The organism is Virgibacillus sp. 6R, from assembly GCF_001895305.1.
In the GTDB taxonomy this organism is placed as follows: domain Bacteria; phylum Bacillota; class Bacilli; order Bacillales; family Amphibacillaceae; genus Virgibacillus; species Virgibacillus pantothenticus.
On the sequence record NZ_CP017762.1, the window covers coordinates 2,880,252 to 2,905,854 of the forward strand.

Annotated in this window: 19 protein-coding genes and 2 other annotated features; of the genes, 12 read left to right on the top strand and 7 right to left on the bottom strand. The window is 38.3% G+C overall.

Annotated elements, in window-relative coordinates; genetic code table 11:
* The first annotated feature begins 213 nt into the window (after positions 1-213).
* From cyoE to BKP57_RS13140, 4 genes are all read left to right on the top strand, one after another.
* Positions 214-1,131 (top strand): heme o synthase, encoded by a 918-nt coding sequence (gene cyoE, locus BKP57_RS13125; RefSeq protein WP_072741661.1) that lies wholly within the window; start codon positions 214-216, stop codon positions 1,129-1,131.
* Positions 1,132-1,729: 598 nt separating this feature from the next.
* Positions 1,730-3,070, top strand: coding sequence for a hemolysin family protein (locus BKP57_RS13130; RefSeq protein ID WP_072741662.1), 1,341 nt, complete (start codon positions 1,730-1,732; stop codon positions 3,068-3,070).
* 49 nt (positions 3,071-3,119) lie between these two features.
* Entirely contained in the window at positions 3,120-5,756 is a 2,637-nt protein-coding gene (locus BKP57_RS13135; RefSeq protein ID WP_072741663.1) for a cation-translocating P-type ATPase, read from the top strand.
* A 198-nt stretch (positions 5,757-5,954) separates the two neighbouring features.
* Positions 5,955-6,737: an MBL fold metallo-hydrolase gene (locus BKP57_RS13140; RefSeq protein WP_050349867.1), complete on the top strand. Its 783-nt coding sequence runs from the start codon at positions 5,955-5,957 to the stop codon at positions 6,735-6,737.
* A gap of 229 nt (positions 6,738-6,966) precedes the next feature.
* Here the strand turns inward: BKP57_RS13140 and BKP57_RS23450 are convergent, their stop codons facing one another.
* Positions 6,967-7,044 carry a putative holin-like toxin gene (locus BKP57_RS23450; RefSeq protein WP_353616247.1) on the bottom strand — a complete coding sequence of 26 codons (78 nt, stop codon included), beginning with the start codon at positions 7,042-7,044 and terminating at the stop codon, positions 6,967-6,969.
* Positions 7,045-7,535: 491 nt separating this feature from the next.
* Between BKP57_RS23450 and BKP57_RS13145 the strand changes: the two genes are divergently transcribed.
* From BKP57_RS13145 to BKP57_RS13170, 6 genes are all read left to right on the top strand, one after another.
* Entirely contained in the window at positions 7,536-8,315 is a 780-nt protein-coding gene (locus BKP57_RS13145) for a class I SAM-dependent methyltransferase (protein ID WP_072741664.1), read from the top strand.
* Between the two features lie 574 nt (positions 8,316-8,889).
* The gene (locus BKP57_RS13150) at positions 8,890-10,767 is read left to right on the top strand and encodes an anaerobic ribonucleoside triphosphate reductase (protein WP_072741665.1); all 1,878 of its coding nucleotides are present in this window, start codon (positions 8,890-8,892) and stop codon (positions 10,765-10,767) included.
* A complete protein-coding gene (nrdG, locus tag BKP57_RS13155) occupies positions 10,767-11,237 on the top strand; it encodes an anaerobic ribonucleoside-triphosphate reductase activating protein (RefSeq protein ID WP_072741666.1) in 471 nt (156 codons plus the stop codon). Before BKP57_RS13150 ends, nrdG begins: the two co-directional genes overlap by 1 nt.
* A 175-nt stretch (positions 11,238-11,412) precedes the next feature.
* Positions 11,413-11,598, top strand: coding sequence for a hypothetical protein (locus tag BKP57_RS13160; RefSeq protein WP_050349871.1), 186 nt, complete (start codon positions 11,413-11,415; stop codon positions 11,596-11,598).
* A 10-nt stretch (positions 11,599-11,608) separates the two neighbouring features.
* Positions 11,609-11,863, top strand: coding sequence for a spore coat protein (locus BKP57_RS13165; RefSeq protein ID WP_050349872.1), 255 nt, complete (start codon positions 11,609-11,611; stop codon positions 11,861-11,863).
* Between the two features lie 116 nt (positions 11,864-11,979).
* Positions 11,980-12,837, top strand: coding sequence for a DUF72 domain-containing protein (locus BKP57_RS13170; protein WP_050349873.1), 858 nt, complete (start codon positions 11,980-11,982; stop codon positions 12,835-12,837).
* A gap of 606 nt (positions 12,838-13,443) precedes the next feature.
* On the opposite strand, the gene BKP57_RS13175 is transcribed toward BKP57_RS13170, so the two are convergent.
* The 5 genes from BKP57_RS13175 to BKP57_RS13195 form a co-directional block, all read right to left on the bottom strand.
* A complete protein-coding gene (locus tag BKP57_RS13175; protein WP_072741667.1) occupies positions 13,444-14,262 on the bottom strand; it encodes a carbohydrate ABC transporter permease in 819 nt (272 codons plus the stop codon).
* The gene (locus BKP57_RS13180; RefSeq protein ID WP_198035053.1) at positions 14,259-15,092 is read right to left on the bottom strand and encodes a carbohydrate ABC transporter permease; all 834 of its coding nucleotides are present in this window, start codon (positions 15,090-15,092) and stop codon (positions 14,259-14,261) included. The genes BKP57_RS13175 and BKP57_RS13180 overlap by 4 nt, the downstream gene beginning before the upstream one ends.
* A 43-nt stretch (positions 15,093-15,135) precedes the next feature.
* Positions 15,136-16,368 (bottom strand): ABC transporter substrate-binding protein, encoded by a 1,233-nt coding sequence (locus BKP57_RS13185; protein WP_072741668.1) that lies wholly within the window; start codon positions 16,366-16,368, stop codon positions 15,136-15,138.
* Between the two features lie 17 nt (positions 16,369-16,385).
* Positions 16,386-18,065, bottom strand: a complete 1,680-nt coding sequence (locus tag BKP57_RS13190) for a glycoside hydrolase family 13 protein (protein WP_050349877.1) — start codon at positions 18,063-18,065, stop codon at positions 16,386-16,388.
* A 69-nt stretch (positions 18,066-18,134) separates the two neighbouring features.
* Positions 18,135-19,142 carry a LacI family DNA-binding transcriptional regulator gene (locus tag BKP57_RS13195; protein WP_072741669.1) on the bottom strand — a complete coding sequence of 336 codons (1,008 nt, stop codon included), beginning with the start codon at positions 19,140-19,142 and terminating at the stop codon, positions 18,135-18,137.
* A 375-nt stretch (positions 19,143-19,517) separates the two neighbouring features.
* Positions 19,518-19,740 (top strand) — a binding site (T-box leader).
* Between the two features lie 145 nt (positions 19,741-19,885).
* Positions 19,886-20,109: a binding site (T-box leader), on the top strand.
* Between the two features lie 484 nt (positions 20,110-20,593).
* Here BKP57_RS13195 and thrS point away from each other — a divergent pair.
* The gene (gene thrS / locus BKP57_RS13200) at positions 20,594-22,513 is read left to right on the top strand and encodes a threonine--tRNA ligase (protein WP_050349879.1); all 1,920 of its coding nucleotides are present in this window, start codon (positions 20,594-20,596) and stop codon (positions 22,511-22,513) included.
* Between the two features lie 516 nt (positions 22,514-23,029).
* On the top strand, positions 23,030-23,905 hold the full coding sequence (gene erm / locus BKP57_RS13205) for a 23S ribosomal RNA methyltransferase Erm (protein WP_072741670.1): 876 nt from the start codon (positions 23,030-23,032) through the stop codon (positions 23,903-23,905).
* Positions 23,906-23,977: 72 nt separating this feature from the next.
* Here the strand turns inward: erm and BKP57_RS13210 are convergent, their stop codons facing one another.
* Positions 23,978-25,528 carry a polyamine aminopropyltransferase gene (locus BKP57_RS13210; RefSeq protein WP_072741671.1) on the bottom strand — a complete coding sequence of 517 codons (1,551 nt, stop codon included), beginning with the start codon at positions 25,526-25,528 and terminating at the stop codon, positions 23,978-23,980.
* Between the last annotated feature and the right edge of the window lie 75 nt (positions 25,529-25,603).

A 25,603-nucleotide genomic window follows, 5' to 3' on the forward strand; every position in this document is an offset into this window, starting at 1 on the left:
TTATTAAATGTTTGTTAATGTTTTCCTATTAAGTTCAAAAAGAAGCTTGAAAATAAATGAAGGGAGTAACGCTCCACTTGATTCACATATCTTTCACATGCTAATTACACGTTGTTATCGTATAATAGAATTGGGGTATTGGCTTTTGAAAAAGAAAGCGAATCAGAAGCATGATGGAGTATGGATCATTTTTTTAAGGGGAAGAGAGTTATCATGATTTTAAGAAATAAACAGGAAGAATCAAACAAAAATTGGATCAGCATTTTAGCAAAAACAGTAAAATCAGGAATTATACGCTCGAACCTTATTCCTATGTTTGCTGGTTTTACTTTGGCTTTATATACGTATGAAATGAGCTTTATGGAAAAGCTTCCGGAAGTTATTTTTGCTTTGCTCGGAACAGCTTTAGTTATCGGAGCAGCAGGGGCTTTTAATAACCTCTATGATCGGGATATAGATGCGATTATGGAAAGGACAAAGCAAAGACCTACTGTAACTGGACAAATTAAACCGGTTATTGTGTTTTTGCTTAGTGTGATCATGAGTATAAGCGGAATTGCATTGCTTGCATTAACGACATGGTTAGCAGCTGTGTTGGCTTTCTTAGGACTGTTTTTTTATGTGGTTCCCTATACGATGTGGAGTAAACGGAGAACGGTGTATAATACAGAGATCGGAAGTATATCCGGTGCGATGCCACCATTAATCGGGTGGGCGGCAGTTTATCCGGACATTACACATCCAGCAATTATCGGTTTGTTTGTAGTTATGATTATTTGGCAAATGCCGCATTTTTATGCGATAGCTATTCGTAATCATAAACAGTATGAAGCTGCAAAAATACCAATGCTTCCTGTAGTAAAAGGAGTGCAGCGAACATATATTCAAACAAACGTTTATTTAGTCATTATGATTATGATTAGCTTTTTATTTGGAACACTAAGTATAGGATTAATGCTAGTAGCGCTATTATTGAGCGCAGGATGGTTAACACTTAGTGTGTTTCGTTATCATAGAGTAAATGCAGAGAAATGGGCTACTTCCATGTTCCTTTACTCACTTGTTCATATGACGGTACTTTTTTCAACCGTTATTATATACTCTCTAATGGGGATTATTTTTGAATTATGATTGGGAATAAGACCTGACTTTTTTGCTTTAAGGCGAGGCGAATTCTTCGAAAATAACTGGAAGAGTTAGCACCTAGTTGGAAGTCTATGCTTGTTCATCTTCAACCAGTGCATGTAATAAAAGAAAACTTCACTGGTTGAGAGATTCATGATAATTTTGTCCAAGCTGACATGAGCACTTTATGTTAGCTTGGACTTTTCTGTAGACTTAAGAACAAACTAGCTAAAATAAGAAGCTTATTTGATGGTAATAATGGGAATATAATCTATACTGTGGCAAAATAATGATAAAGGTACATTATACAATCCTGCTATTATAGATGTTCTGCCTTTAGGAAATGGTGCAATCCACCATATGAAGAGGGAAACACCTTTCCATTTAAGGCAGATAAGTGACTCTTCCATCGGTGGGGAGGTTCATTCGTTTCCTACTGATTATTAGTAGCCCAAGGGTATGACCTAAAGGCCTCTTATGAAAAAGGGCATTAAGGTGCTGTTATCTCCCGCTTAGACTTTGTTGTAGTCCGGATTTCTCCAATTCTTCCAAGTAGGAGTCTTACAGCAACTTATATGCGGGATAAAAAAGGAAAGGTGTAGAAATGGACAATCTAGCTGTATCAATTGTTATTCTTTTCATTTTAATTATTGCCAATGGTATTTTTGCAATGACAGAAATAGGCATTGTTACTTCAAGAAAAATAAGGCTAGAACAGAAAGTAAAAGAAGGGAATAGCAAGGCAAAGACAGCTCTTTATTTAGCTGAAAATTCTAGTGAGCTGCTGTCAACGATACAAATTGGCATTACGCTCATTGGAATTATATCCGGTGCGTTTGGTGGTGCTGCAATTGCGGATGATTTAAGTGTTCATTTAAGCAAGATTCCCTTTTTAGCAACATGGAGTACAGAAATCAGTATGGTTTTAGTAGTTACGTTTACGACATTTTTGACGCTTGTCATCGGTGAATTAACACCAAAGCAAATTGGTTTAACCAATCCGGAAAAAGTAGCGCTTGCTGTCGCCAAACCAATGTACTTATTTTCTAAAGTTGCTAAGCCACTTATATGGATTTTAGATAGGTCGACAACACTTGTATTAAAGGCTTTAGGGGTTAAGAGAAATAAGGAGCCGGATGTAACAGAAGAAGAAATTCAACAAATGATTGAGCAAGGTGTTCATAGTGGAAGTATTGAAGAAATTGAACACGAGATGGTTGATCAAATATTTTATATGGGAGATCAGCGGCTTAGCGATATCCTAACACCACGAACGCAATTAACCTGGATTGACATAGAAAGTAGCTTTGAGGAGAACATGCAAGTCATTAGTCAAAGTGAATTTTCACGTTTTCCAGTTGGAAAGGGTAGTTTGGACCACTTTTTGGGTATTATACATACTAAAAAGGTTTTTTCGAAACTGCAATCAGGAGAACCTTTCTCGATTAATGATTGTATTGAACAAGCATTAATTTTACCAGAGCATGTGAAAGTATTTAAGGCTCTAGAAACATTGAAAGAATCGGGCTACCATCAGGCGGTCGTAGTAGATGAATATGGAGGAGTCGAAGGATTTGTTACATTAAATGATATTATGCAGGTCATTGTTGGTGAAATCCAAACAGAAGGTAGCAGGGAAAGGGCTACGATCATGCAACGAGATAGTCAATCCTGGTTGGCAGATGGGCAAGTACCATTTGATACGTTTTTGCGCTATTTCGACTTAGAAGATGAAATAGATGAAGATATTGTAAAGGATACTTCATTCCAGACGTTAGGCGGGTTTATCACGAATGAAATAGGTAATACCCCAAAAGAAGGGAATACTATTTATTTAGCTGATTTAAAACTAGAAGTAGTGGATATGGACCGTGTGCTTGTTGACAAGCTGTTGATTACTCGTGTTCAAGAAACGGAAGAAATAGAACAGAGAGACAATGAATAACACAATGCATCCCATGTCTACAAAACTGAACAAGCAAGGAGATTTGGAAATGGAATATTACCAAAGGCAAACAGAAGACGTTCTAAAAGAAGTAGATTCTACACAACAGGGCTTATCGCAGCAAGAAGTGAAATCACGACTTGAACGGGATGGGTACAATGAAATAGAAGATAAAGAAAAGGTCCCAACGTGGAAACTTTTTTTAGAAACTTTCAAAGATGCAATGGTTATTGTACTACTAGCAGCTGCAGGAGTGCAGATATTGCTTGGAGAATGGGTAGAGTCACTCATTATTTTCCTTGTGCTATTAATTAATGCGGTTATTAGTGTCGTGCAAACAAGAAAAGCAGAAAGTTCATTGGAAGCACTTAGAGATATGTCGGCACCAGAAGCAAAAGTTATGCGAGATGGTATAAAACAGACAATTGCTGCTAAAGAACTCGTTCAGGGAGATATTGTTTACTTAGAAGCAGGAGATTACGTCCCTGCTGATGGTCGTGTATTGGAAAGCGGCTCTTTAAAGGTGAATGAAGGGATGCTTACTGGTGAGTCAGAAGCTGTGGAAAAATCGACCGAAGTGATTGAGGAAGAGGCTGCTTTAGGTGATCGTCGCAATATGGTGTATAGTAGCTCATTAGTTGTTTATGGTAGGGGTACCTTTGTTGTGACTGGTACAGGTACGAAAACAGAGGTTGGTAAAATTGCGGATATGCTGTCTACTGCGGAGCAAAAAGCAACGCCATTACAGCAAAAATTAGATAACTTTAGTAAGAAGTTAGGGATCGGTATTCTCATCTTATGTATTGTTATTTTTGCTGTTCAGGCAGCCCGTATTTGGTTAGGTGATAGTGAAGCTGATACGACAACGGCATTATTAAATGCATTGATGTTTTCTGTAGCTATTGCAGTAGCAGCGATCCCAGAAGCGCTGCAATCGATCGTTACAATCGTATTATCCGTTGGAACGAATAAAATGGCGAAGCAGCATGCGATTATTCGTAAACTGCCTGCTGTAGAAACATTGGGGTCAACAAGCATTATTTGTACAGACAAAACAGGAACACTGACACAAAACAAAATGACCGTTACCGATCATTTTTTACCGTTTAATAAGCACGAACGCTTACCTGAAGATCCAAATGATTGGCAGCAAGCAGAGCGGTTGCTTGTATACATCGCAGCGCTTTGTAATGACTCGTATATTAATCGGGATAAACAGGAAGTTGGCGATCCAACAGAAACTGCTTTAATCAACTTTGCAAACAAGCATGCACAGAACTATGAAGAGTTACGAAAAAAATATCCTCGAGAAGCTGAGTTACCATTCGATTCAGATCGAAAACTGATGTCGACCGTCCATACTATAGATGGCACAAAAATGCTCTTGGCTAAGGGCGGACCAGATGTGATGTTCCATCGCTCCAGTTATGTGTTCGTAGACGGAGAAGAGCAACCAATGACGGATGATTTACTGGATCGTTTTGAAGGAGCAAATGAGGAATTTTCCAATCAAGCACTACGTGTGCTGGCATACGGCTATAAACGTTTACCAGATAATAAAACAGAAATAACTCATGATGATGAGTATGATTTCGTATTAGTCGGACTAACGGCAATGATGGACCCGCCTAGAGAGGCTGTTTACGGCTCCATCGAAGAATCCAAGGCAGCAGGCATTCGGACGATTATGATTACTGGCGATCATAAAACGACAGCACGAGCAATTGGTCGAGATATCGGTTTAATGGGAGACAATGATATTGCCATTACAGGGAAAGAACTTGATAAGATGTCAGATGAAGAGTTAGAGGAGAAGATAGAGCAAATTTCTGTTTATGCTCGTGTGTCCCCAGAAAACAAAATCAGGATTGTGCGTGCTTGGCAACGAAGAGGAGCAGTTACTGCCATGACAGGGGATGGAGTCAATGATGCCCCTGCTTTAAAACAAGCTGATATTGGGATAGCTATGGGAAGTGGTACCGATGTTTCGAAGGATTCTTCCGCGATGATTTTAACAGATGATAATTTCGTATCGATTGTGAATGCTGTCCAAGTCGGCAGAACGGTATACGATAATATTAAGAAAGCGATTGGCTATTTGTTTGCTGGTAACCTAGGTGCAATTATTGCTATTCTGTATGCTGTTATCTTCAATTTACCAAATCCATTTACAGCGTTACAATTGTTGTTTATTAACTTAGTGAATGACTCGTTGCCTGCAATAGCGCTAGGAATGGAAAAATCAGAACCAAATGTGATGAAACGCAAGCCACGTCCGACTGGTGAAGGGATTTTTGCTGGCGGAACCCTACAAACCGTACTAACTCGGGGGATCCTAATTGCTATTGCGGTTGTCATTTCCTTCTATATCGGGTTATCTCATTCTAATGAAATGGGAGTAGCGATGGCGTTTACCACATTAATTATTTCGCGTACATTACAAACTTTTGCTGCACGTTCGAATACGGAGACGTCCATAAAAATTGGTTTCTTCTCCAATAAATATGTCATAGGTGCTGTATTGCTTGGATTTGTTTTATACGGTATTACGGTACTTCCATTTGCAAGAGGCGTATTTAATATACCTGCTGCATTTAGCTTTATAGATTGGACTATTGCAACAGGTTTAGCGGTCGCAGCGGTGATTTGTATGGAAGTAGCGAAAAAATTATTTAGACGGGCTTAGAGGTTTCTGTTTATAAAGGCGCTGAAATAGGGTGTTCTATTCAGCCAAATTCCTATAATATAAAGAAAAACAACTGGGGTTACTAAAATGAGGAAGCACCGGCTGTTTTTCATAAAAGTTTACTGGACGTGTTGAAAAAGAAGTATAAGCTTAAGATAGAAAAATGTTTAACTAAGTAGAGAGAGGGGACCATAAACATTGTTACAGGATGCTTGGTTTACGGTACAACAAATAAATGACGATACATTTGCTATTAGCGAGTACGGTCATTGGGAAAAAGTACATTCCTTTTTATTAATAGGTGAAGATAAAGCGGCACTGATTGATACTGGTTTAGGAATTGATAGCATGAAAAGAATAACAGATCAATTGACAACGAAACCGATTGAAGTAATCACAACGCATGTTCATGTAGATCATATTGGCAGTCATGGAGAATATGACACGATTCATGTTCATGAAAGAGATCAAGACTGGCTCATTCATGGAATTGAGGGTTTGACACTACAACAGATAAGAAAAGATATAGCAAGAGATATTACACTTCCAACCCCGGCAACGTTTAACCCTAAAACATATATGCCATTTCAAGGAATTCCCACCAATATATTGAAGGATGGAGACATTATAGAGTTAGGGAACAGACAGCTAACAATCTATCATACGCCAGGACATTCGCCGGGGCATATCGCCGTATTTGATGAAAAGCAGGGGTATTTATTTACGGGAGATTTATTGTATGATCAAACACCTATCTATGCTTTTTATCCATCAGCAAATCCAGTTGATTTAGTTTCCTCTTTAGAAAAAATTTCTAACATAGATGGGGTGAAGAAGGTGTTTGGCTCTCATAATACATTAGGATTGGATGTATCCATATTACAAGAAGTGAAGCAAGCAGTAACTTATTTACAAAAGCACGATCTTGTAAAGTTTGGAACTGGGGTACATGAATTCAATGGTTTTTGCATACAATTTTAATAAAGATTGTAATGACCGTTTACTTCAGCTCCGTTAACATGCATGTCGGGAGTAATAGCAAATTGCCCGGTTTTCATTTGGACCAAAATCGGGTATACTGTACATAGATAGCCAAATGAATAAAAACCGCCTGGTGCTGGAACACCAAACGGTTTCGTGCATAGCCCTTAAAGGGGGCGACTCACATTTTGAGAAAAGTAACCATTAAATGCTTGTCAGGCTAGGGTGGTTACTTTTTTTCTGACAGAATAGCTACAATGAGCGTCCCGAAAGAGATCATTAAGACCAACCCTTCGAAAACTGTCATATAGGCCTCACCCCCTTTCTGAAAGGGATGAGCCACCACCCAAAAGCCTTATGCACTAATTGCATTATATCATACGGTGGATTTACAGCTAAAGGGTCATAAGACTTAGACTTCAAGCGTTAGTTGATGGTGCCAGTGTAAATAAAAAATTGTACTTTCAAGGAATTAACCTTATTATTTTTTATCCTGCATAGAAGGTACTGTAAGACTCCTACTTCAGGAGTCGGATCATCTATACTGCAACAAGTTTAAGTGGGAGATAACAGCGCCTAAATGTTCTTGTTCATAAGAGGCTTTTAGGTCATACCATTACGGTACTAACAATCCGTTGGGGATGAATGAAAATCCCTCACGGATTGAATATTCACTTTATGGCATACGTATGCTTTGTTGCTTATAAATGAATGGTCATTGTTTCGTTTCAACTAGTGGGAGATGGAGCCTCTTAGTTGACTTGATAGAGTATACATAAGGGATGGGGAGGGCTTTAGTTGGATATTGTAAATCAAAATCGCATAGCATGGGATCAGAAAGTGGAAGATGGGGCAGTTTATACACAGGAAGTGACAACCGAGTTAATCAAAAAAAGTAAGGCAGGAGACTGGGGGATTACGGTCAAGACAAAAAAACCTGTTCCAAAAAGCTGGTTTCCTCCGTCACTTAAAGGAAAGAAAATTTTATGTTTAGCTTCAGGTGGAGGGCAGCAAGGACCTATCTTAGCTGCAGCTGGAGGCGACGTTACTGTGTTCGATATTTCTGAGCGGCAGCTAGAGAAAGATAAACTTGTTGCTAGGTGTGAAGGATTACAGCTGAAAACAGTACAGGGTGATATGACAAATCTATCCTGTTTTAAAAATGGTGCATTTGATATAATCATACACCCAGTATCGAATTTATTTGTGGAAGATATTTCACTTGTTTGGCAGGAGGCTTACCGGGTATTAAAAGATAAAGGTACGCTTATTTCAGGTTTTACGAATCCTGTTTTATTTATTTTTGATGATGCGGAGGACCAGAAGGGAAATTTGGTTGTTAAACATGAGATCCCTTTTCATTCTTTACAACATCTTACTCAAGCGGAAGCAGAAGCTTATATAGAAGCTAAGCATACAATTGAATTTGGACATACATTGGAAGACCAAATACAAGGTCAAATAGAAGCCGGTTTTTCCATCACTGGTTTCTATGAAGACGATTTTGGTGGAAGCCGACCGTTGGATCAATATTTAAAGTGCTTTATTGCCACAAAGGCAGTTAAAATAAGTCTTTAGAATAAATACGCTAAAGAGAGGGCAACACATGGAGGTGTAAAGATCACCTCGCACACTTTATTGTGAAGATGTGAACATTAATTATGATTCATGTCAAGGCGTTAACGTTAAAAATCAACCGCTAAATCCGAACGTTACAATTTTTACATCAAAAAGTCATAAAATATACATTTGAAATTCCTCATCATTTCATTTAGGATATAACTATATATAGTATTAAAATTAATTATTGATACTATATATAGATGGAATGTGTAAAGAGGTTGTCTGTTTATACGCTTAAATAAAAGGCTAGGTTCGCAGTTATCCCGCATATAAGTGCTGTAAGACTCCCGGCTTTGAGAATTGGAGAAATCCATACTACAACACAAGTCTAAGTGGAGATAACAGCACCTAAATGCCCTTTTTCGTAAGAGGCCTTTAGGTCATACCCTTGCGGTACTAACAATCAGTGGTGCTGAAAGAAAACCCCATTGTAAAAGATTCACTTTATCTGCTTTTGTTGCCTTGCATTTAACATACCTTTATTACATAAAAATTTATGATTCATTTGGAAAGGACGAGGAGAAATAAAATGATCGAAACAAAATCTGCTCCTATAAGTGAAGACCAAGAACTAATGCTGGCTTTTCAAGATATTGTATCAAGCTCTAACCAAGATTTAATTCAAGAAAATGCCAATGTCGATGGGCGATCTCCGTGTGGGCAAATGAACAAATTTGCTAATGAAAGTGCTAAATTTTATGCGAAACAACAGATGTTAAGTGAAGAAGCGAAACAAGCTGTAGATGAAAACTACATCCATATCCATGATTTAGACTATATGCCTACAGGAACGGCGACTTGCTGTCAAATTCCTTTAGGTAAATTACTGGAAAGAGGATTTAATACTGGACATGGACATATGCGATCACCACAAACGATTTTAAGTGCGATGGCATTAGCGGCGATTATTTTTCAAAGCAATCAAAATCAACAGCATGGGGGACAAAGCTTTCAAGCTTTCGATTATGATTTAGCTCCATTTGTAACAAGGTCGTATAAAAAACAATTGCATAAATTGCAACAATACAAGCTTCCGCTTTCCAAAAATGAATTGGAGGAATTAGCTTGGGCAGAGACAGATCATGAATGCTATCAAGCTTGTGAAGCGTTTATTCATAATTTGAACAGTCTTCATTCCCGGAGTGGTGGACAGGTCCCATTTACTTCCATCAATTATGGTACAGATACAAGTAAAGAAGGCAGAATGATTATTAAGAATTTGTTACTAGCTACCCAAGCAGGACTTGGAAAGGGAGAAACACCGATTTTCCCAATTCAAATTTTTAAAATGAAAAAGGGAATTAATTTTTATAAAGAAGATCCGAATTATGACTTGTACCAGCTTGCTCTTAAGACTACGGCAAAGCGGTTATTTCCGAACTTTAGCTTTATAGATGCACCATTTAATTTGGAGTATTATGAAGAAGGAAATCCTGAATCTGAAGTAGCGTACATGGGTTGTCGCACACGTATTATGGCTAACCGTCATGGGAAAGAAAATAGTGTTGGGCGTGGAAATTTATCGTTTACAAGTATTAATTTAGTGAAAATAGCGCTTACGTCACAAACTTTTGAAGCATTTATCCAAAAATTAGATGAATATACTGATGTAGTGATTCGGCAATTATATGAACGATATATATTCCAAACACATAAACTTGTGAAAGATTTCACCTTTTTACATGGTGAAGGAGTTTGGACAGGAAGCTCTGAGCTCGGACCAGAGGATAGATTAGAAAAAGTGTTAAAGCAGGGAAGTTTAAGCGTTGGTTTCATCGGTTTGGCGGAATGTTTAGTAGCATTAACTGGTAAGCATCATGGAGAATCCGATGAAGCGCAGAATTTAGGTGAAGAAATTGTTGCTTTTTTACGGCAAAAATGTGATCAGGCATGTGAGCAATACGATTTAAATTACTCGTTGATTGCGACACCTGCAGAAGGGCTAAGTGGACGTTTTACCAAACGGGACCAAAAAGAATTTGGTAAGATTAAAGGTGTTACAGACAGAGATTACTATACGAATTCTTTCCATATTCCTGTGTATTATCCGATCTGTGCTATGGAGAAAATAAAACGAGAAGCTGTGTATCATCCGTATACGAATGCAGGTCATATTACGTATATCGAAGTAGATGGTGATATAAGCAAGAATTTAAAGGCTATGGATACACTCGTTAAAACAATGGCTGAAAGTGGAATTGGTTATGGCAGTGTTAATCATCCGGTTGATCGTTGTAAAAATTGCGGCTATACAGGGATGATTGATAATGAATGCCCTAGTTGTCAAATAACCGATGAAAAGCAAATTGATCGAATTCGACGCATTACCGGCTACCTCGTAGGAACGATGGATAAGTGGAATACAGCAAAGGCTTCTGAAGAGCATGATCGAGTGAGACACGTATAATGGATACAGCAAGGGTTTTATCCATCTATCATGATTCCGTAGTAGACGGAGAGGGATTACGTACCGTGATTTTTTTCGCTGGCTGCCCCCATCACTGTAAAGGATGCCATAATCCGAAGTCCTGGAATATAAGAAATGGAAAAGAGATGCATGTGCAGCAAATTATTGATGAGGCTCTGAATCCATTGACAGATATTACGTTAAGTGGTGGAGATCCGTTTTACCAAGCAGAAGCTGTAGCAAAGGTTGCTAAACGACTTAAAGAACATGGTAAAAATATTTGGGCGTATACTGGATGGACGATTGAACAGCTAATGGAAAATAACGACGCCCATCAATTAGAGCTACTTCAATATGTGGATGTACTTGTTGACGGCCCATTTATTTTATCTCAACGGGATTTAACCTTATCGTTTCGTGGAAGTAGAAATCAACGCATCATTGATATGAATGATTATCGCATACATTAGCCTTAGCTGAAGAAAAATATCGGCTAAAAAACAACTACCCTAACCGGGCTCACGCTAAAGTCATTTGACAAGCAAAGGCCCGGTTTTTGTTTTATAAGAATCTATGCTTTATGCATGTATAAGTCTTATAAAACAGCACAAACTAAGCGTGACATTTTGGAAAGGAGTTTGTGCCATGAATCAGTTAACGCAAACCGAATTAGAAAACTTGCGTAAAATTATTGGAGGTCATGGGATGATCGCCAATAAGCTGGAAACGTACGCGCAATCAGCAACGGATCAAGAACTGAAATCAATTTTAATGCAGGATGCACAATCTGCTAGGCAGGCGCAGCAGCAACTGCTACCATTTTTACAATAGGAGGGCTCACATGTTACAGGATAAGGATATTGTAAATGATTACTTAAATGGACTGAATTCCAGCTTGAAAAGTTATGCCGATTATATTGCTCAAGCTAATAATGCGCAACTTAGACAAACATTGATTAATTTGCGAAATGGTGATGAGGCACGTCAACGAGCACTTTATAGTTACGCATCTCAAAAAGGGTTCTATAAACCTGCTATGCCAGCAACACAGCAAGACGTGCAGCAAGTGAAATCAGAGCTAACTTCCGGTCAATAATCGATTCGACCTGAATTAATGGTAGTCTCCTACCATTCTATCCGCTTATAACAAGCAAGCTATTTTATGTAAAAACCTTCCTATGCTATGATGATCTTGGAATAGGAGGGTTTTTCTTGATTTATATTGGATTAACGGGATGGGGGGACCATTACTCCTTATATCCGGAGCAAATGAAAGCAAAAGATAAATTAGCAGAATATAGTAGCCATTTTCTCGTTGTTGAAGTGGATGCATCGTTTTATGCGATACAGCCGATTCGAAATGTAGAAAAGTGGGTAAAAGAGACGCCGGCAAATTTTCAATTTGTTGTAAAAGCTTACCAAGGAATGACGGGCCATCAACGAACGGAAGAAGAGCGCCCTTTTGCTTCAAAAAAGGAAATGTTTGAGGCATTTATAGCTTCGTTACAGCCATATCAAGATGTAAATAAGCTAGCAATGGTTTTATTTCAATTTCCACCTTGGTTTGATTGCACGAAGCAAAATGTTATGTATTTGCGCTATTGTAAACAAATGATGGGGGGTATTCCAGTTGCATTGGAATTTAGAAATCAATCCTGGTTTAGCGAGCGCTTTCGAGAAGAAACATTATCGTTTATGAAGGAAGAAGGCTGGATTCATTCTATTGTAGATGAGCCACAAGCGGGAGAAGGGTCGATTCCGACGGTTCCGGTAGTGACGGATGAAGAAAAGACGCTCCTCCGTTTTCATGGCAGAAATGTAATTGGGTGGAATAAGCCAAATAGTGCGGAAACGAACTGGCGTGATGTGCGTTATTTATATAAATATAATGAAGAAGAACTGTTAAAATGGAAAACGATATTACAGGAACTGGAGAAAGAAACGAAGGATATTATCGTGTTATTTAATAATAATTCAGGCGGCGATGCTGCTGGGAATGCAAAGCAATTACAGAAGCTTTTAGGTATCGAGTATAAAGGGCTTGCGCCAAAGCAATTAGGATTGTTTTGAATTTAGTAATGGATGTCATAAATGTAATAAGCCATCTATATACAATTATACAATTCATTTGAATGTTATAATTTCCTTAGGACGCTTGGGGTAACATTTATTAGAGATCTTCTAGTAGTTTTTTGAAACTGAATGGAGGGCTTTTTTTTACACTATAGGAAAGTATAAGATTTTTTTGGTTTATAGTATAGAAAGCATAAAATTTGTTGCTTTGGGATAAGGGAATAACTGAATAGCCACGTCCGGCTTCAGCGCCCAGCAAAGATGCGACTTTAGAAATGCGCCCTACGATAAGTCATCATCGGTTCGCGGCAAAGAGGAAGACCGACTAAAAACGGGCTTGCCGCTCAGGCGTCGGCATACCCCTGGTTGCAGGGGCATGATTCCTAAATCTTTAGTTGATTCGTTCCATTCGCTACGTTGCTAAACGGGCTCCCTGCGCCTTTGTTCAGAGATAAGAAAGGTTGACAAGTTTAAGATCCTTATCTATCCTATTGTTAATTTTCTTTATCTAAAATGGATATTCAGGGTTAGTAGTCCTACTCTAAAAAACAAATCACAGTAACTATCTTTAAACTAGATAATTACTGTGTTTGTACTTATTACTTATTTAACCGCACCACGTGTAACGTTACTAATGATCCATTTTTGAGCAATCAGATAAACAATTACCATCGGCAATAGCGCTAGTAAATAGGAAGCGAACGCTAAATTATAGTTCGTGCTAAATTCCAATTGGAAAATATATTGAACTAACGGTAAAGTGGCATGTTCCGGATCTGTCAGTATGACCAATGGAAGCATGAAGTCATTCCATGCATATAAAGCTGTAAGTATAGCTACTGTTGCATTCATTGGTGATAGAAGGGGGAAGATAACTTTCCAAAAGATCTTCCATGAACTTGCGCCGTCCATGACAGCTGCCTCTTCCAGTGCAACTGGAATTGACTTAATATATCCCACATAGATAAAGACATTAAAGGACAACTGGAACACGATATAAAGAAAAATGAGTCCGATGAGATTATCCATACCAGCGATGGCTGTTTGTCTCACTAATGGCAGCATAATAATCGGGAACGGTACGAACATAGCGCTTACAAAGTAATAAAATAAGCCTTTAAAAAATTTTTTATGCATATTTCTGGCAATTGCATAGGAAACAAGAGAATTCGTTAATACCGTTAATACAACGACAGAAAACGTAACGATAAAGCTATTTGATAATGCTTGAAAGAAATTGGTCATTTCAATCGCATCAAGAAAATTTTGAAAACGCCATTCATCTGGTAGAGAAAGTAATGGTTTTACCATTTCCCCCGGTGTTTTCAAAGCAATATTAATCGTTAAATATAACGGGAAAAAGATCAATAATGTTCCGATAATTAACAGGCTAGTAACAAGCCAATTTTTCTTTTTTCTCATTGTTGTACCTCCCGTTTTTGTAAGAATCGCAGTTGAATAATGGAAAGGGCAACGATGACAATAAAGTATATAACTGCGTTAGCAGATTGATAGCCAAATTGCCCGCCTTCAAATCCACCTCGATAAATTAATACGGAAATGGATTCCGTTGCATATCCTGGGCCACCGCCAGTTAAAGCAATGATATGGTCAAATACCATTAAAAATGTTTTCAATGCAAGTACCATATTAATCGTGAAAAATGGCGCAATTAGTGGAAATGTAATTTTCCAAAACCTTTTCCATGGTGAAGCTCCATCAATTGCTGCAGCCTCATAAACATCTTCAGGAACGGTTTGTAAGCCTGCTAGGTAAAGAATCGTATTAAAAGCTGTCGCTTGCCATACAGCCATGATGACAACGCCAACCCAAGCATAGTCAGGACTGCCTAAAATATTGGTCGCTAGCGCCTGAATACCTAGAGCATCGGAAAATTGCGGTAAAAAGATCGTGAAAATGAATTGGAAAATGAATCCAACAATAAGAATACTTAATATATTTGGTAAGAAATAGACTGCTCGTAATGTCTTTTGGAATTTAATATTTGCATTTAAGCCAAGAGCGATTAATAAACTAAAGATATTTACTAAGACTGTTGATACAATAGCAAACTGAAATGTAAAGCCATATGCGTTTAAGGCACGCATATCTTTAAACACATTTACATAATTAGAAAGCCCGATAAAATCCCAATCCCCGTACCCTCTCCAATTCGTGAAGCTATAAAATATTCCTTGAAGGAGAGGAAATGTATGAAAGATAAAAAACAAAATAACGGCAGGGATGGTCATTAGCAAAAATGCACGTTGTCGACTTTTCAATTCATTCACTTCCTTAATACCTTAATTGGATTTGGTCCCACTCTCGATCTAAGTCTTTTAACAATTTGGAAATGTTACCTTGATAAAGAAATTCTTGTATCATATTTTGAGCCCCCATTCCAGCCGGATAAAAATGGTCTGGAAAACTGCTTATTTTTCCTTCTGTAAAGTTATCTTGAATGCCTTCCATAATTGGATCATCAGAAATGACGTCTTTACGAACAGAAAAGGCAGATTGTTCTTCCATATATTGCTGCTGTTGCTGTTCTTCCATCATAAAAGAAATAAATTGCTTTGCTTCTTCAGGATGCTTGGATTCTTTTAAAGTGGCAAAAAGAACATCAATACCCGAAACTAACTTGTTTTTAGTGGGATCATTCGTAACTGGCATTGCAAATACACCGAGGTCAAGTTCAGGATTTAACTTGAGTAGCTCTGGAATCGCCCAGTTTCCTTGGGAATAGAAAACGCCCTTTCCTTGTGAGAATTCACGGTTTCCATCATTGTAGCCGATCCCAAACATGCGATCATGCCCGTAATCTTTTAATTGTAATAATTTTTCTGCTACATCTTGATGGGTACCTTGAAACGTCACTTCTTTATTTGTTTTTTTCTCGGCAAATTGTTTCGGTTGCAGATTCCCTGCCAACGAATTCCAAGCTGGCATTGTTGTCCATGAATCCTGGAAAGTAAAGTAGATCGGTATTTCTCCAACTGCTTTTGCTTTTTGCAGCAATTGAATGAATTCATCCCATGTTTTTGGAACATCTTCTCCCAGTTCTTTTAACTTGGTCTTGTTGTAAATCATCGTATTGGCGTTAGCCGCAAAGGGCACACCATGTATTCCTTTCTTTTCGGAGCCTTCTAGATCAGAAATGGTTTGTAAATATGCTGGTTGAATAGGGTCCAGCATAGGCTCACCTTCGTAGTTTACTAACATATCAACACTTACTAATTCCCTATATAAAGCATTACCGGCAATGGCTAGCATATCTGGCATATCATTTTTTACTAGCCTAGTTCGTAATAAAGTCTCTGCGTCAGGTGGAGCATATAAATTAATTCGAATGTTAGGATGCTGCTCTTCAAAACGTTCAATCATCGATTCGTATGTAGCTATATTTTCAGCTTTATTGGAAAATAGCTCTAGTTCCACCATATTTTCTTTCGGGGAAGAAATGTCACTACAGCCGACAAGCAGGGCAGCTGTAGTGAGTGAGACGACTAGAGAAGAAATCAATCGCATTAAAAATCTCCTTCTTTCTAAGTGAGCCTATACACAAAGGCTTCATATGGATTTAAGGTAAATTGGCTAAGCGTATGCATGGTATCCGTTGCCTCGTTTGTAATGAGTATTTCTTTCCCTGCTGATAAATTAAGTAATTCACATGTTTGGTTTTGAGCTGTAAAGTTACATACCACAAGCAATGTGTCATCTTGATAATTTCGAGTGTAAGCAAATATTTCTTCACTATCCTCTAGTAATAATTCAAATTTTCCATGCACAATAGTTGGTTCTTGCTTACGCAATGCAATTAGCTGCTGATAGTAATAGAAAATAGATTCTGGATCGGCAAGCGCTGCTTCTACATTAATGTTGATATAATTAGGATTCACTTTCAACCAAGGTTCTCCAGTCGTAAATCCTGCATGCGGATTGCCATTCCATTGCATTGGGGTTCGGGCATTATCACGACCAATTGCATAGATTGCTTCCATCAGTTTTTCTTTATTATGTCCTTGTGCCAGACGTTCGTTATACCAATTAATCAGTTCGATATCTTCATAATCATCAATAGAAGGGAATCGGACATTTGTCATGCCAATTTCTTCACCTTGATAAATATATGGTGTTCCTTTCATACCGTGGAGTAGAGTTGCTAGCATTTTCGCAGATTTCTCACGGTATTCCTTTTCATTACCGAAGCGGGAAACAACTCTGGGCTGATCATGATTATTCCAGTACAAGCTATTCCAGCCTTCCTTTTCTAGTCCATATTGCCATTTGCTTAAAATTTCTTTTAAGTCAGTAAGCTTCCAAGGCATGTTGGACCATTTTCCATCAGGACCATTCCAAAGACCCATATGTTCAAAATGAAATACCATATTTAATTCTTCACGTTCTTCCCCAGTGTAAAGCTTAGCATCTTCAACCGTTGCACCCGGCATTTCCCCAACAGTCATAATGTCATAATCGGCTAATACTTTTTGATTCATTTCATGCAAAAATTCATGAATACGAGGTCCATTCATATGAAATTCAAATGCAGACACAAGTTCTTTCCCTGGATCAGGTTCACGTTCTGGCATCGTTTGATCTTTGGAAATTAAGTTGATTACATCCATACGGAAGCCATCAATTCCTTTATCTAACCACCAGCGCATCATTTGATATACATCGTTACGTACTGCTGGATTTTCCCAATTTAAGTCAGGTTGCTTCTCACTGAACATATGGAGAAAGTACTCTCCAGTTGCTTCATCATATTTCCAGGCAGATCCACTAAATGCAGATTCCCAATTTGTTGGGGGCTGACCATTTTCTTTGCCTTTTTTCCAAATATAATAATCTCTTTTTGGATTATCCTTGCTTGATCTAGATTCGACAAACCATGCATGTTCATCCGATGTATGGTTAACGACTAGATCCATCACGATCTTTAATCCACGTTTATGTGCTTCTTCGAGTAACGCATCAAAATCTTCCATCGTTCCAAATTCATCCATAATTTTTTGGTAATCGCGAATATCGTATCCGTTATCATCATTTGGAGAATCATAAACAGGAGATAGCCAAATGACATCAATTCCAAGCTTTTTCAGGTAGTCTAATTTTTGAATAATTCCTTGTAAATCACCAATACCATCACCATTACTATCATGAAAGCTGCGTGGATATATTTGATAAACAACGCTTTCTTTCCACCAATTTTTCTCTGTCATGAAATCATCCTCTTCCTTCTAGGTTAAACGTTTACTCTCTACGTAAAAAGAAAAGGTGAGAACCTGCCTTTACTGTTTGTTCACCGATTCTCTTTCGACTATTTTATGTTTCAGGCTGAGCGATTCAATATCTTCGCCCATAATAGAATGACATAATAACTCTGCAGCACGGTTCCCCATTGTGTCAAACTCTTGCGATACGGTTGTTAAGGCCGGTACGGTCATCATAGCTAACTTTGTATTATCATAACCAATAATGGATAGATCATCAGGTACACGAATCCCTTGTGCATGTGCTTCAGATATGACACCTGCAGCCATTTCATCACTAGCTGCAAAGATAGCAGTTGTTTCTGGATGATGCGCCATAATCGAACGAAACGCATGTTTACCATCTTCAAAATTAAAGGCATGACTCCAACTGATTTGTGTCGCTTTACATGGTAAGTTTGCATCTGCTAATGCTTGCTTAAATCCTTCTATTCGTGGAGTACCTGCGATTAAATCATGAGACGGCCCACTAACCATAGCAAGCTGTGAATGTCCGTGCTTGATTAAATATTGCGTAGCGTCATAGGAAGCTTGCTGATCATTAACTTTTACTTCTGGTATACCTTCTATTTCTGATGTTCCAGCTAATGTAACAAATGGTACAGCCATTTGCTTTACCATTTTTTGAAAATCAGACGTTAGCCTTGCATTGGCAAAGATAACACCTTCGACCTGTTTTTCGTAAAGCAATTGTAAATAGTGCTCCGTTTTATCTGGATCAGATAACGTGTTACACACGATAACACTTTTGTCAAACGCCTGCGCAGCTGCTTCAATCCCGTGAAGAAGCTCTGCACTTACCATCCCTGATACTACTGGAAACAATACACCAATTGTTCCGCTTTCATTGTTAATCAGACCACGGGCAATAGCATTTGGAAAGTAGCCCATTCGTTCAATCGTTTGCATTACATGCTGCCTTGTTTTATCGGAGTAGCCTTTTCCCGTATTATTTAATATCCGAGAAACAGTCGCAATGGAGACATTAGCTTCTCTAGCAACATCTTTAATCGTTGATTTTTTCATACTATCTTCCTTATAGAGTAAACGTTTACTTTATTTTAGCGGATGATAGGTACGATGTCAACTAGAGAAGAAGGGTGTCGCTTGTTGTTTTGTAAACTAATGCTGTGAAAACCTTTCCCCTAGTTGCATCGAAAAAGCCACTCGCATCACGACTGAGGTCGCTCACATTGCGATCAAAGTAGCTCTCATTCCACGAGTAATGTCGCTCACCCTGTGCGGAAATTCGTTCGCCCACTCTATAAATCCGTTCGCTCCATCAAGAGAATCGTTTATCGGAAAATTTTTCTTATTTCTATTTACCTTTCTTTGACTCCGCTCATTTGCTATTGCATTTTTTCGCATCTTGATGTAGTATAAGTAAAAATCAACTATCTATAAAAAGCAATGAAGAGGGCAAGCATTGTTTTTACAGCTGGCAGAGAGGGGAGAAAGGGTGAGAGCTCCCTAGTGATGGAAAATAATGTACCACCTCATAAGCTGTATTGGGGAAACAAAGTAACCAATACCGTAAAGCTACGTTACAGCACATTAAGCCAAATAGGTAGTATTGCCGTTTGGAAAATTGGGTGGAACCACGGATAACACATTCGTCCCTTTCTAGGGATGGATGTGTTTTTTTACTGGCAAAGCATGAAGGTGACTGCATCATAACTGCACTGATTGATTTTTGTTTAAAAATGTAGGTGCAAGGTGATATAGCAATTGCAATAGGGGTTACTTTATTTTTATTAAAAGGAAAATAAGCAAACGCAATGAAGAGGGCAAGCATTATTTTTACAGCTGGCAGAGAGGGGAGAAAAGGTGAGAGCTCCCTAGTGATGGAAAATAATGTACCACCTCAAAAGCTGTATTGGGGAAACAAGAGTAACCAGTACCGTAAAGCTACGTTACAGCACAATAAGCCAAATAGGTAGTATTGCCATTTGGGAAATTGGGTGGAACCACGGATAACACATTCGTCCCTTTCTAGGGATGGATGTGTTTTTTGTACTATAAGAAATTATAAAATGAGGTGCTTGGGGGATAACGAAATAACTGAATAGCCACGTCCTGCGCCTGCGCCAGCAACTAGGCACTTTAGAAATGCGCCCTACGATAAGTCATCATCGGTTCGTGGCAAAGAGGAAGGCCGACTAAAAACGGGCTTGCCGCCTGACGTCGGCATACCCCTGTTTTTAGTGGCATGATTCCTTTGTCTTTAGTTGATTCGTTCCATTCGCTACGTTGCTAAACGGGCGCCCCGCGCCTTTGTTCCACTATAGGAAACACGAGATGCGCAGAATCTTCGCGATACATAGAGTGACCAATGGAGTTTACTGGAAAGTCGCCGGAGTTCACAATTTATCCAATAACTTCAAGCAAGAACTTCCTTTCTAATATGGGAAATACGTTGCAAGCAACGTTCTATAAGGTTTTACTTAAATATTGAAATTTCAAGGAGGTTATAGGTGATGTCAAATTCCGTAATTCAAGTGCAACTAGCAGATGGAAAAGTGAAAGAATATCAACAAAGCATTACTGTAGTAGAGGTGGCTGCGTCTATTAGTTCAAGCTTAGGTAAAAATGCGGTGGCAGCAAAAGTAAATGGAAAGATGGTAGATGTAAACTACAAGCTAATGGAAAATGCTGTAGTTGAAATTTTTACTTTAGAATCAGAAGAAGGATTAAGCGTATTAAGACATACCACAGCCCACGTGCTGGCACAAGCAGTGAAAAGATTGCACCGTGATGTGCAATTGGGCATTGGCCCAGTGATTGAGCATGGTTTTTATTATGATTTTAAGTTAAAGGAATCATTTAACGAGGATGATTTGCAACAAATTGAGGCAGAAATGAAGACGATTATAAAAGAGGATTTAGCGATCAAACGAGAATTAATATCGTATGATGCTGCAGTACAGCTATTTACGGAACGAAATGAAGCATTAAAGCTAGAACTTTTAGAAAGCCTTGATAAGCACGAAACGATTACTATTTATCGCCAAGGAGAGTTTGTTGATCTTTGTCGAGGTCCCCATCTTCCAAGTACAGGGTATATTAAGGCCTTTCAGTTATCACATGTTTCTGGTGCATATTGGCGTGGAGATAGTGACAGAGATATGCTGCAGCGTATATATGGTTTTGCGTTTAAAAAACAGAGAGAATTGGAAGCTCATCTGGAATTTATAGCTGAAGCAAGGAAACGGGATCATCGCAAATTAGGAAAACAATTACAGCTATTTATGTTTTCTGAAGAAGCACCCGGAATGCCATTTTATTTGCCAAAGGGACAAATTATTCGCAATGAGTTAGAAAATCTTTCGCGAGAGATACAAAACCAAGCAGCCTACGATGAGGTTCGTACCCCGTTGATGATGAATCAGCGGTTATGGGAGCAGTCAGGTCATTGGGATCATTACCATGAGAATATGTATTTTACAGAAGTAGACGATACGAAGTTTGCAATGAAGCCGATGAATTGTCCTGGTCATATGTTGATTTATAAAAATAAGCTCTATTCTTATCGCGACTTACCGATTCGAATAGCAGAATTTGGTCAGGTACATCGGCATGAGTATAGCGGGGCGCTAAATGGTATGTTACGTGTACGAACTTTCTGTCAGGATGATGCCCATATTTTTGTTAGAAAGGATCAAATCGAAGCGGAAATCGCGCAGGTATTTCAGTTAATTGATCAGGTTTATCAAACATTTGGTTTTTCTTACACAGTGGAGTTATCTACACGTCCAGAAAAGTCCTTGGGGGAAGATCATTTATGGGAAGCATCTGAACAAGCACTTCAAAATGTTTTACATCAGTTAGCCGTCCCTTACCAATTAAATGAAGGAGATGGTGCATTCTATGGACCAAAAATTGACTTTCATATTAGGGACGCTCTTGGGCGTAGCCATCAATGTGCTACGATTCAATTAGATTTTCAAATGCCGGAGAAATTTGATCTATCGTATATTAATGAAAATAATGAAAAGGTTCGTCCTGTCGTAATTCATCGCGCCATATATGGTTCGATCGATCGTTTTTTCGGTATTCTAATTGAACATTTTGCTGGTGCTTTTCCTGTTTGGCTTGCACCTGTTCAAGTTCAACTCATCCCAGTTTCCAATGTACATTTGGAATACTGTAAAGCAGTGGAATCTACTTTAAAGCATCATGGAATCAGGGTTGAATTAGATGAAAGAGAAGAAAAGTTGGGCTATAAGATAAGAGAAGCGCAAATGCAAAAAATACCCTATACATTGGTGGTTGGTGACCAAGAGGAAGAGACTGCTACAATTAATGTAAGGATGTATGGAATAAAACGATCAGAGAAGAAAACATTAGCTGATTTTTTGAAAAAATTGAACCAGCAAATAAGGGAAAGAGTATTGTAGTTACTACAGAAATGTTTTGACAGTTTAAACTACAGGATTTATAATATAAGGAGAATAGAAAAGGAGGCTTAATAAAAGTATGAATTCAGGTAGACTACGTTTCGTAACTTTGAACAGGTAATTTCATATGTTCAAAAGCTCTGCCAGTGATTGCGGAGTAAGCGGGATTAGTCTGTCCTTTTTTAAAAACCTCATTTTCATAGAACGGATGATGGGAAAGGTGTCTCGTTATACCTTTCTTTTTTGTGCTTGAATAGCTTGTACAAATAATGCCTATCGTTAGCCAAGGAATTTGTTGCCACTAAATAGTGGTGGATATATTTAAATAAAGGCTTCGAATTGCATGACATCTCTGATGGAACTAAAAATGCAAATGTTAATGGAGACTAAATAGCCTGGTTAACGTATACATTACGTATCATAATGACCTTCTTCCTTTTACTTTAAAGATCACTGGCAATAGCTGGTGTTTTTTTATGTAACAAGTTAAGTACGATTAGGAAAGGAAGAAGTATAATGACGAAGAAAATGCATAAGTATAGCGGGAAAAAACTAAGTAGAGGGGAACCCCCCAATTACTTAGGACAACATTTACTCCATAAAAAACAAGTATTATATGAAATGATCAAGAAAGCTTCTGTCAGCAAGCAGGATACAGTATTGGAGCTAGGTGCAGGCAAGGGGGCATTAACGACTATCTTGGCACAAAAAGCAGCTAAAGTGTTGGCAGTAGAATATGATCATACGTTTGTTCAAATATTAAAATTGAAAACGGCCAAAAATAAAAACACGCAAATCATTCATGAAGATATTTTAAAAATAAATTTGCCTAAAAAGAAATATGTTGTGGTAGCTAGTATCCCATACGCTATTACGACACCAATTATGAAGATGCTGCTCAATCACCCTTCAGGAGCGTTTGACCGAGGAGTAATTATTATGGAAAAGGGAGCTGGCAAACGATTTACTGCAACGTTTATAAGAAATGCTTATGTACTGGTTTGGCGGATGTGGTTTGATCTTACCTATATGAAAGATGTTTCAAGGGATTGCTTCTCCCCACCACCAAAAGTAGATTCTGCGATGATCAAAATAACAAGAAAAAACCAGCCGCTCATTGAAAATAAGCATTATATGGCTTTTCTAGACCTTGCTCAATACGCACTTAAGCAGCCAAAAGCAAGTATGGAAATGGTTCTTAAAGGTGTATTCACTGCTCCGCAAATGAAACATTTGAAAAGAAATTTGGGTGTGAAATCTTCCACAATGATTGGAAAGCTTCCAGAAGAGCAGTGGCAGGTTGTATTTTATACGATGATTCAGCATGTTGCACGTCCGCTATGGCCTAAGCCAACTAACCCGAAAAAAGGATCCCATAAGCGAACCAGGTAAAAAAAGCGTTGAGTTCTCTGTAAAAGTATATTAAAAAACAAGCAAGTAGTACCTAAGGGTAAGCTACTTGCTTTAATAACTTTGCCATGCCTTTTCGTATTTTTCAATCAAGGTAGGGCGGATTAATGTATTGACATCTAGAGCTATTTCGTTGCCTTTTTTATCCACAATATGTTGATCAATGTCCTTACCAAACGTTGCTAGTCCGTCTAATACATCGTTGGTTAGAAACTTCGTATCAACAGAAATATCCATATCCTCTAAATCAAATTCCTCGCGTTTTGCCAGTACAAACCCCCAATCACCAAAGCTAGGAACGTCTACATGGAGATTGTCTGTATATAGTTCAGCTGCTTGAATGGTTTTATTAATCGACCAATACACTTCTGTAGCAAAAGTTGGACTTGTTGCCTGTACCATCATAGCGCCTCCGGGACGCAAGTGATTACGGACCAGCTGATAAAATTCAAGGGTATAGAGCTTATTTAAGGATTCATTGTTAGGGTCAGGCATATCAACAAGTATAATATCGTATAACTCCTGATGACCTTGTAAGTATTTAAAAGCGTCTGCATTCACAACCTTTACCCGCTCATCTTCAAAAGCCTGTTGATTTAGCTCAGTAATCTCATGGTGGCTTTTACCAAGGTGGGTTACTTTGGGGTCTAAATCAACAAGCGTCATGGATTTTATGTCATCGTATTTTTGTAATTCTCGTAGTGCCAGCCCATCCCCACCTCCTAACACAAGAACATTTTCAATTGAAGAAGCAGTAGCCATAGCCGGGTGGACGAGTACTTCATGATAGCGGTATTCATCTGTTGAACTAAATTGCAGTTGTCCATCTAAGAAAAGGCGCAGGTCCCCTTGCTCTTTTGTTAAGATAACTTGTTGATAAGCGGTTTGTTCGTTATAAATGATCGGGTCATTATATAGTTTTTGTTCAAAGAGAAAGGCAGTCTTCTCCCCGAAGATAACGCCAAGGACTAATACAACGAAAATAATAATGCCAGCGATAAAATGTCGCTTAAATGTTTGGATCTCTTTCTTAAAATAGACTAGAATCCATAAGGCAACAATTACGTTAATAAGCGCTACAATAAAGGCAGACTTAACTAATCCGAATTGTGGTCGGAACAAATAAACGAAAAGCAAGCCACCAATGAGTCCACCTGCGTAATCTGAGAATAGAACTCTTGCGGTACTTTTTTGTAAGGTGACGCCAATTTCATTTGCTTTACGGATTAAAATCGGGAGTTCAACCCCTGTAAGGGCGCCAACTACTAAGGTGATAAAGTAAAGAAAGAAAGCATCCATTCCTGAACTTAAAAAGGCAGTAACTCCAAATAATACAAATGTAGAAAAACCACCTATTAAACCGATTGCGAATTCAATCCAAACAAACGATAAAATTAAATTCTTGGTTACTTTTTCACTAAGCGTCGCACCAATTCCCATACCGGTTAAAAAGAGTGAAATGGTGAGAGTGTATTGTTTTACACCATCTCCCAGTAAGTAAGAGCCAGCTGCTCCAAATAAAACTTCAAAAATGATTCCACATATAGATACGATTCCAGAAGCCCAATAAATGGCTTTGCTTTGTTTAATGCTTAAATGATTCACACGTAAGTCTCCTTGTAAAAAAAATCATCTTAACCGTTCATGAGAGGCTTAAAGGTTCTTAGAAACATAACTTGT

What these genes read in the sequence shown, in the direction of transcription:
- cyoE (WP_072741661.1), top strand. Translation starts at nt 214, where the DNA reads ATGATTTTAAGAAATAAACAGGAAGAATCAAACAAAAATTGGATCAGC.
- BKP57_RS13130 (WP_072741662.1), top strand. Translation starts at nt 1,730, where the DNA reads ATGGACAATCTAGCTGTATCAATTGTTATTCTTTTCATTTTAATTATT.
- BKP57_RS13135 (WP_072741663.1), top strand. Translation starts at nt 3,120, where the DNA reads ATGGAATATTACCAAAGGCAAACAGAAGACGTTCTAAAAGAAGTAGAT.
- BKP57_RS23450 (WP_353616247.1), bottom strand. Translation starts at nt 7,044, where the DNA reads ATGACAGTTTTCGAAGGGTTGGTCTTAATGATCTCTTTCGGGACGCTC.
- BKP57_RS13150 (WP_072741665.1), top strand. Translation starts at nt 8,890, where the DNA reads ATGATCGAAACAAAATCTGCTCCTATAAGTGAAGACCAAGAACTAATG.
- nrdG (WP_072741666.1), top strand. Translation starts at nt 10,767, where the DNA reads ATGGATACAGCAAGGGTTTTATCCATCTATCATGATTCCGTAGTAGAC.
- BKP57_RS13160 (WP_050349871.1), top strand. Translation starts at nt 11,413, where the DNA reads ATGAATCAGTTAACGCAAACCGAATTAGAAAACTTGCGTAAAATTATT.
- BKP57_RS13165 (WP_050349872.1), top strand. Translation starts at nt 11,609, where the DNA reads ATGTTACAGGATAAGGATATTGTAAATGATTACTTAAATGGACTGAAT.
- BKP57_RS13175 (WP_072741667.1), bottom strand. Translation starts at nt 14,262, where the DNA reads ATGAGAAAAAAGAAAAATTGGCTTGTTACTAGCCTGTTAATTATCGGA.
- BKP57_RS13180 (WP_198035053.1), bottom strand. Translation starts at nt 15,092, where the DNA reads ATGACCATCCCTGCCGTTATTTTGTTTTTTATCTTTCATACATTTCCT.
- BKP57_RS13185 (WP_072741668.1), bottom strand. Translation starts at nt 16,368, where the DNA reads ATGCGATTGATTTCTTCTCTAGTCGTCTCACTCACTACAGCTGCCCTG.
- BKP57_RS13190 (WP_050349877.1), bottom strand. Translation starts at nt 18,065, where the DNA reads ATGACAGAGAAAAATTGGTGGAAAGAAAGCGTTGTTTATCAAATATAT.
- BKP57_RS13195 (WP_072741669.1), bottom strand. Translation starts at nt 19,142, where the DNA reads ATGAAAAAATCAACGATTAAAGATGTTGCTAGAGAAGCTAATGTCTCC.
- thrS (WP_050349879.1), top strand. Translation starts at nt 20,594, where the DNA reads ATGTCAAATTCCGTAATTCAAGTGCAACTAGCAGATGGAAAAGTGAAA.
- erm (WP_072741670.1), top strand. Translation starts at nt 23,030, where the DNA reads ATGACGAAGAAAATGCATAAGTATAGCGGGAAAAAACTAAGTAGAGGG.